At 42.8% G+C, this 8,012-nt stretch carries 7 protein-coding genes and 1 pseudogene; 4 read left to right on the top strand and 4 right to left on the bottom strand.

The genetic code is table 11. The features are described 5' to 3' along the window. Positions 1-329 (bottom strand): annotated as a pseudogene (locus VF500_RS31155) (branched chain amino acid aminotransferase); the annotation flags it as partial. A gap of 129 nt (positions 330-458) precedes the next feature. Next, positions 459-1,412 (bottom strand): tryptophan 2,3-dioxygenase family protein, encoded by a 954-nt coding sequence (locus VF500_RS31150; protein WP_330863389.1) that lies wholly within the window; start codon positions 1,410-1,412, stop codon positions 459-461. 83 nt (positions 1,413-1,495) lie between these two features. Between VF500_RS31150 and VF500_RS31145 the strand changes: the two genes are divergently transcribed. Next, positions 1,496-1,975, top strand: coding sequence for a universal stress protein (locus VF500_RS31145; protein ID WP_330863388.1), 480 nt, complete (start codon positions 1,496-1,498; stop codon positions 1,973-1,975). On the opposite strand, the gene VF500_RS31140 is transcribed toward VF500_RS31145, so the two are convergent. Both VF500_RS31140 and VF500_RS31135 read right to left on the bottom strand, forming a co-directional pair. Continuing rightward, the gene (locus VF500_RS31140; protein WP_330863387.1) at positions 1,972-3,261 is read right to left on the bottom strand and encodes an HAD-IB family phosphatase; all 1,290 of its coding nucleotides are present in this window, start codon (positions 3,259-3,261) and stop codon (positions 1,972-1,974) included. The genes VF500_RS31145 and VF500_RS31140 overlap by 4 nt on opposite strands. Positions 3,262-3,537: 276 nt before the next feature. Continuing rightward, positions 3,538-4,506, bottom strand: a complete 969-nt coding sequence (locus VF500_RS31135) for an NAD-dependent epimerase/dehydratase family protein (RefSeq protein ID WP_330863386.1) — start codon at positions 4,504-4,506, stop codon at positions 3,538-3,540. 180 nt (positions 4,507-4,686) lie between these two features. Between VF500_RS31135 and VF500_RS31130 the strand changes: the two genes are divergently transcribed. From VF500_RS31130 to VF500_RS31120, 3 genes are all read left to right on the top strand, one after another. Then, on the top strand, positions 4,687-5,868 hold the full coding sequence (locus VF500_RS31130) for a formimidoylglutamase (RefSeq protein ID WP_330863385.1): 1,182 nt from the start codon (positions 4,687-4,689) through the stop codon (positions 5,866-5,868). Between the two features lie 57 nt (positions 5,869-5,925). Continuing rightward, positions 5,926-7,113 carry a TlpA disulfide reductase family protein gene (locus VF500_RS31125; RefSeq protein WP_330863384.1) on the top strand — a complete coding sequence of 396 codons (1,188 nt, stop codon included), beginning with the start codon at positions 5,926-5,928 and terminating at the stop codon, positions 7,111-7,113. 102 nt (positions 7,114-7,215) lie between these two features. Next, a partial coding sequence (locus VF500_RS31120) for a DUF4369 domain-containing protein (protein WP_330863383.1) occupies positions 7,216-8,012 on the top strand: 797 nt, incomplete at its 3' end.

The raw sequence follows: 8,012 nt of genomic DNA, 5'->3' as shown, positions 1-8,012 counted from the left end.
GGCAAAGTTGGCATACAAAGGCGCTCGGCCGATTTATTGAAACGGATAGCATTTTTATCGGGGCGGAAAACGGTGATTTTTCCATCGGCATGCTTATAGGCTTTCAGGCCTTCAAAAAACGCTTGTCCGTAATGAAGTGCTGAAATTGCAGGGCTTAGACCAATTTCGCCGTAGGGAATGACCGAGAGATTTTTCCATTCACCGTCCGCGTAATCGGCCACAAACATGTGGTCAGAAAAAGTTTTTCCAAAAGGTAAGTTGTCGAAGTCCGTTTGCTGCAAACGGGAAGCAGTTGTTCTGCTGATCTTGATGTCCAATGTCTCGGTCATGGCATTAAAAATTAATAAATAATAGAAAATGGCAAGTTAGGCATTTTTATATCCTATGCCAAAAAATTACAAGCTTAAATGGTGATTATCACACATTAAAATATCATTTTGACAATACAATTGCGAACCTTAAATCCCGCTCAATACATCATCAACCCAGGCTTTGCCCCAGTTATCTTTCTCTTCGTCCGTCCATACCCAGGGATAAAAGATCCTTTTTTGAAAACGCGGAGGTAGGTATTTTTGCCAGTTTGTGCCTCCTGTTGCTTTAATATCTTCGGGCTCACGATTAAGATATCGCACTGCCGATTTATAATGTGAAAGCGGCCAGTTCACGTTTACATTGATATCCAGCTGGCGCAATTCATTACGTAGCTCGGGAGTTAACTCCGAAGCTGCTTCAAACTGCTTAGCCAGTGTATTAAAGTTATGTGTAACAGCAGCCTTGCCCAGTTCAATAAACGTTTTTGAATATTTTTTTTCGAACTGTTTTAGTGTCAACGTTTTTTTCCCTGTGGATAGTTCAGTTGCGCCAAACTTCCAGTACAGGTATTCAAATTGTTCGTCAATAGTAGCGTGCTGCAGTTCCTCGCGTTTATCTTTGGCAACCAAGTTTATAAAATCGGTAGCATAGATCTCGATCATACGGTATTGGCCCGACTGAAAGCCACTTGCCGGCAGCAACGACATCCTGAATTTAAGGAACTGTTCCTTCTCCATGCCATCAACCATGATCTCGAACGAGTGGGTTAAAGCACCAAAATACCGGTTGATGCGTTTTAGCCGCGCGGTAAAAAACTCAGCAGTCAGCGGGCTTGCTTCTGCAATTTGTTTACACTCATGCAGGGCAAGCTTAAAATACAGCTCGGTGATCTGGTGGTAAATGATGAAGATCTCTTCGTCGGGGAAAGGTGTTTTAGGGTTTTGTAAACTAAGCAGGGTATCCAGGTGGATATAATCCCAATAAGTTAAAAAATCAGCATACAGCAGGCCATCAAGATAGGAGTTCATATCCTGGCCCATGGCTTCGTACTTTTCCTGCAGGCGGTTTAAACGGTCTTCAATTTCGGGAGAGAAATGCATGCCTCAAAGGTAATAAAATACTATGCTGCTAAAACATATCCGTATTAGGTTGTTATAATGGATACAAGCCTTATAATATTATTATGAAGATCAGGAAGATACTCATCGGCATTGATGAAAGCGAATTTTCACGTTATGCAGCAGCCTACGGTTTTGATATAGCCCATAGCTATGGCGCCGAAGTTGGCCTGGTACACATAGTTGAACCTATAATAGTACCTACCGATACCCAAGAGGGTTTATTGGGCATGCCTTTTGATCCCAATATCAACTTGCCAGGCACAGAACTGGAAACATTACAAGTTAACCGCTCAGCAACATTACTGAACCAGGCGGCAAAGGAATGGGGCGAAGGACTGGAGATAGCACAATTTATCCAATACGGCTCAACAACTGAAGGCATTATTGAATGCAGCAAGGAATTCAATGCCGATCTGATAGTTATAGGCACTCACCGCCGTACCGGCATCGATAAACTTTTCTTAGGTAACGTTGCCCAACAGGTGGTCAATAAATCCTTGATCCCCGTGTTGGTTGTTCCTTATATCGAAGCAAAAGATTAATATAAAAGCCTGAACTTAATAGTATGTTCAATAGCTTTTAACTCATTCAACACTTCGGTATCGTAGCCTGTATTAACGTCGGTAATTACATAACCTATTTGCGGGTTAGTAACCAGGAATTCGCCCACAATGTTAATATTATGGCGGGCAAATACATCGTTGATCTTAGCCAGGATCCCCGGTACGTTTTTATGGATGTGAATTAACCGGTGAGCATTGTTAACACGTGGCGGCTGCAGATCTGGAAAATTACAGCTGGTATGTGTTTTACCCTCGTTCATGAAAGCCATCACCCTTTTCGGAAGAAAGTCATTACTGTGCGGATTATGTCTCGGGTCGTCAAATATAATGATCCCGTTTTCAACAGCGGCATCGGCCAGCTTGCGGTTACATTTTCCAAAAACACCGATCACCTTTAATCTGCCTGCGTTTTGAACCTGCTCGGCACTTGGCTGATTCTCTTCGTCGCAAAACAGCACACCGGCTTCTTCAAGGTATTTGTCTTCAACACTTTCTCGGTGACGCATGTTGTAGCCCTCTTTTTTAAGCTGGTCCAGCGCATCTTCATCAACATTACCCACAACTAAACATTTAATTCGGTTTTTAGGATAAGAGATAGCTCGCGGAAGTTTATTCAGGTAAAGGAACTCGTCAAAACTTGGGGTGATATGGTCTGCTTTTTCTGCTACCGATTTACGCTCGATGTTTTCGGTAAAGGCGAAGAACTTTTTGATCATGCCCGATTCCTTTAACTGGAAATCAGAATAGCCGTCACCAATACCATAGATATCGCCCGGTAACTGAAGCTCTTTCAAAAGCTTTACCTTTCCGCCTTCCTGCGAAAGTGGATTTTCTCGGTCGTAGCCGATGATATTGCCTTCTTCGTCAAATACGAAAGTATTGGCGTAGATGTTCTCCTTTTTAATGTGATATTCGGTTACTACCGGGGTAATAAACTCTTTGAAACCACCTGATACGATCAAAACCTCGTCCTGGTGATTTTTAAAGAAGATAGTATTACGTGAAAAAGAAGTAGAAACTTTCTTTTTAAGATGGCTGATCAGTTGCTTTAAATGATCGCGGTTGGCATTGAGCAGTTTCACTCTGCGCTCTAAACTTTCGGTGAACGAGAGCTTGCCCTCCATCGAGGCATTGGTCAAATCTTCTATCTGCTTATAGATATCTTCGCGGTCGGGACGATTTTTGAGCGATATGCGTGCCAGTTCATCAAGGGCCTCAACCTGTGTAAAGGTGCTGTCGAAATCAATAATAAAGTACTGTTCCATCTTGGGTGCAAATGTGCGAAAAAATTTACTGAGGAAGTATAGGGAGATTGTAGTTTAAATTTATCGTGCTACTATTAGTTAAAAATCGGAGAAATCGCTTTAATATAGGCGACACTTACGGAGTCTTACTTGATTTTGTAATTTCAACTATAAACACGATACTCCTACGGAGTGTGAATATTATTTTTCAAAACTCCGTAGGAGTATCGTGTTTATAGAAAAACATCCAAAGTGCCGGCTCCATAGGTGCCCCCTCTCAACTGCTAATATCTCAGGCTATTTCAAAGCTTCGCAAATTTCCCCGATCGTTTTACTTATCGGTTTAAACTCAAACCCTATGGCCTTCCTAATTTTTGAATTATCAAACTCGCGGGTTAGTGAGGCTGCTTGGGCCGATGTTTTGTCGATAGCCGGCTCTCCGCCGGTTATAGCCGAAACAACTGCTGCTCCGCGCCAGGCCAGCTCCATCATCCATGGTTTGGCAAAAACAGAGGGTGGCTTAATACCAAAGCCATTCGCTATCTCGGTAACCATGCTTTTATAATCACGATTTTCGGCGCTGATAACGTAGCGTTCGGCTGTTATATCGCTGTTCATTAAACCTACCATACATTTAGCAACATCTTCCACGTCAACAAAACCTATGGTGCCGGAAGTATAAAATTTAAGTCCCTTACGTACTGTATTGAATAAAGCACCGCTACCTTCAGTACCGGCACTTGCACCTATAATAAGCGAAGGATTAATAATAACAGCGTCCAAACCTTCGGCAATGCCACGCCAAACTTCCATCTCACTCTCTAATTTGGATATGGCATAGCCATCATTTTCTGTTGATTGCTCCAGGTGATGATTTTCTGTGATCAACTCGCCGGGCTTTGCACTGCCGATGGCCGCAATTGAACTTACATGCACCAACTTTATTCCCCGGTCATTGCAAAGGTTAACCAGGTTGGCTGTTCCGGTAACATTAGTGCTGATCATTGGCTTTTTATCTGCCTGCTTTAATGATACCCATGCAGCGCAATGATAAACCTGTGTAATACCATCAAGTGCATCGGCCAGTGCGAAAATATCCATCATATCGGCATCAACCCAGTCGATATTCTGCTGGTAAGGCAATAATAATTGAGGAATAACTGAACTTGCCCTTTTGGTACAACGGATCCGTTGGCCGGTAGTGGTTACCAAAAGTTTTGCCAGTTCGGCCCCAAGAAAACCAGTTGCGCCTGTTATTAAGATCATGATGCAAATGTGCGGATTTTTAAGCAGAAAGCTTAAGGCTGAAAGCTCAAAGCTTTTAAGCGAAGCAGAACGGAAAACTCAAAGAGGAAGCCTTGATCTCAGGCTTTCTGTCTTAAGCTTTCCGCTTTCGGCTAAAAAATCTGCACATTTGCACATCTGAAATCCGCACATTAAACAATTATGTCATTAGCTGATTTTTTTACGCCGATTGATCTTAAAAAGATAGCTCCTAAAAAAGGCTATTACACCAGCCAGCTTGGCAATAAAATTGTGCATTACTCTGTGGATTTCCCCGACCTGGAAGAGAAAACAGATATCGCCATCATCGGTGTTATGGATGATCGTAATGCAGTTGGCAATCCAGGCTGTTCGCTTGGGCCTGATTACATCCGCGAAAAACTTTACCAGCTCAATGAGGGAGGATACTCGGTAAAAATTGCCGATCTGGGGAATATTCGTGCCGGAGAAAAAGTAACAGACACCTACTTCGCCGTAAAAACGGTAGTGAGTGAGCTGATCAAAAAAGATATTATCCCGGTTATATTAGGAGGCGGACAGGACATCACCTATGCCCAATATCTGGGCTATGAAGAGCTTGAACAAAAGGTTGACCTGGTGGTGGTCGATTCGCATTTTGACCTGGATGAAGATGGACATGGCGGCAGTATCGAAACTACCTCCGGCTCCTATCTCAACAAAATATTTCTGCATGATCCTAATTACCTGTTCAACTTCAGCAACCTTGGTTATCAAACTTATTTTGTAAGCCAGGACAGCCTGCGGGTAATGGATAAGCTTTTTTTCGACGTACACCGTTTAGGCGAACTGAGCAGCAACCTTGCGGTTACCGAACCAACCATCCGCAACGCCAGCATGATAAGTTTTGATATCGGTGCCATCCGCGCTGCCGATGCCATGGGAAATGCCAACGCTACACCAAATGGTTTTTATGGAGAAGAAGCCTGTCAGCTTTGCCGTTATGCAGGTTTTAATGATAAACTTACCTCAATAGGTTTTTACGAATTTAACCCGGCTTATGACAGCAACGGGCAAACCGCCTGGCAGCTGGCGCAAATGATCTGGTATTTTATTGATGGCTTTTATAACCGCAAACGCGATTTTCCGCTCAATCCAAAATCGCAATACCTTATTTATAAAACCAGCTTAACCCACGAAGACCAGGAAGTGATATTTGTAAAAAGCAAAAAATCCGATCGTTGGTGGATGCAGGTGCCTTACCCTTCGGCCGGCTCGCCTAACGAGCGTTTTCATTTGGTGCCCTGCAGTTATGCCGATTATAAAACGGCAACCTCCGGCGAATTACCAGATCTTTGGTGGCGCACCTATCAAAAATTAAACTGATATTCACAATTTTAACCATGCTCAAACGTTAGCAGCGTAGAGTTTTTATATATTTTAATGAAGAAATTATTTTTTTATATAGCCGCCATGCTGCCGGTAACGGCGCTTGCCCAGGCTACAGATACTTTTGTTATTAATGGTAAATTAGGTAATGTTACCACGCCAGCCAAAGTATATTTATCATACCAGTTAGGCGCTAACAACGTTACCGATTCGGCCAATGTGGTTAATGGCGCATTTTCATTTACAGGTACTATCATTAACCCGGTTAATGCCACATTAGCTGTAAACTATAAAGGTTTACCGCTGGAAAAATTCATCGACGGTAATTATAAATATGCCGATAATGGCAGCCTGATCTCAAAAACTGCAGATGACCTGGATTTTTTCCTTGAAAAAGGCACTATCACTATAACCAGTAAAGATTCTATCGACAAAGCACAGATCACCGGATCGCAACTTAATGCTGATAACGTAAAACTTCAGGCACAGTTAAAAGCCATCAACCAAAAAGGCGAAAAACTGATGGCCGAAGCCAAAGCAGCAACGCCTGAACAACAAAAATCTGCAGCTTTCAGGACTGCCATGCAGGCAAGATATAAAGCATTGCAAACAGAACAGAAAACGACCTTAAAAAGCTTTATTTCGGCCAACCCTAATAGTTACTTAAGTTTACTTGCATTAACCTCGGTAAGCGGTCCAGCTCCCGATGTTAGCGAAGTTGAGCCATTATATAATTCGCTATCTCAAAATATCAGAGATACCGAGGCCGGTAAAATGATGAAGGCGCAGCTTGCAGCATTGAAAGTAACCGCCATTGGTTCTGAAGCACCGGATTTTATCCAGAATGATGTTAACGGAAACCCGGTGAAGCTGTCATCATTCAGGGGTAAATATGTGTTGCTTGATTTTTGGGCATCATGGTGTGGCCCCTGCCGCCAGGAAAATCCCAATGTAGCACGCAACTATGCAAGGTTTAAAAACAAGAATTTCACCGTTGTTGGGGTATCTTTAGACAGGCCCGACGGCAAATCGGCCTGGCTGGCTGCCATTAAAAGTGATGGGCTTGATTGGACCCAACTTTCTGACCTTAAATTCTGGAACAACCAGGCTGCTGCCTTATATTCAGTAACATCAATCCCTCAAAACTACCTGATCGATCCACAGGGAAAGATTATAGCAAAAAATTTACGTGGAGAGGATCTTGACGCCAAACTTGAACAATTGTTCGGAAAATATAATTGATTCAATGCTATAGCCTGTTAGCGGCTATATCCATTACTATGTCAAATTCACCATTGAGTTAGCCGGTTATTTTATAGCCGGCTAATTTTATTATATTGCGTTATGAACTTGACCTCATTAAAAAAAATAGCATTAACCGCAATCGCAAGCGTACCGGCTTTGGCTTTTGCACAAGATTCCCAATATACCGTTCAGGGTAAAATTGGTGATTACAACGCCCCCGCAAAGGTGTATGTACAGTATCGTAAAGATGGTAAAACAGTTGTTGATTCGGCAGTATTGAATGGCGGAAACTTCAAATTTACCGGTAAAACAGGCACAACACCCTTAAGCGGTTATATTCTGTTTAATCCCAAAGGAACGGGTCTGCATAGCTCGGAAGATTATCGATCCCTTTACCTGGAACCCGGTACTATCACAGTAACCGCAACTGATAAAATTGCTGATGCGAAAATAGAAGGCACCAAAACCAATAACGATAACGAAAAATATAACCTGGCCGAAAAACCGATTAACGACGCTTACGAAGCGCTTGCTGCAAAACGCAAAACAGCAACGCCCGAGCAGCTGAGCGCCCTAAACGCCGAAGAAAAAAAGATCGACGATCAGGATGCATTGGTAAACAAAAAATTCATCCAGGAAAACCCCGATTCGTATGTGAGCCTTAACGCTTTGGAATCATATGCTTACAGCGCCGATTATGTTGATATTGCCCCGTTGTTCAACAATTTCAGTGCAGCTATTAAAGCAACCGAAGCAGGTAAAAAATTTGCTGAACGCCTGCCAAAATTAAAAGCCGTGGCATTGGGCGCAACAGCTCCTGAATTTGCCGAGGCTGATACTGCCGGTAAAATAATTAGCCTTTCATCATTCCGTGGCAAATATGTACTGATAGATTT

This window comes from Mucilaginibacter sp. (genome assembly GCF_036383575.1).
Classification (GTDB): Bacteria; Bacteroidota; Bacteroidia; order Sphingobacteriales; family Sphingobacteriaceae; genus Mucilaginibacter.
The sequence above is the reverse complement of the archived record's forward strand: the minus strand, read 5'-3'. Positions and strand labels throughout refer to the sequence as shown.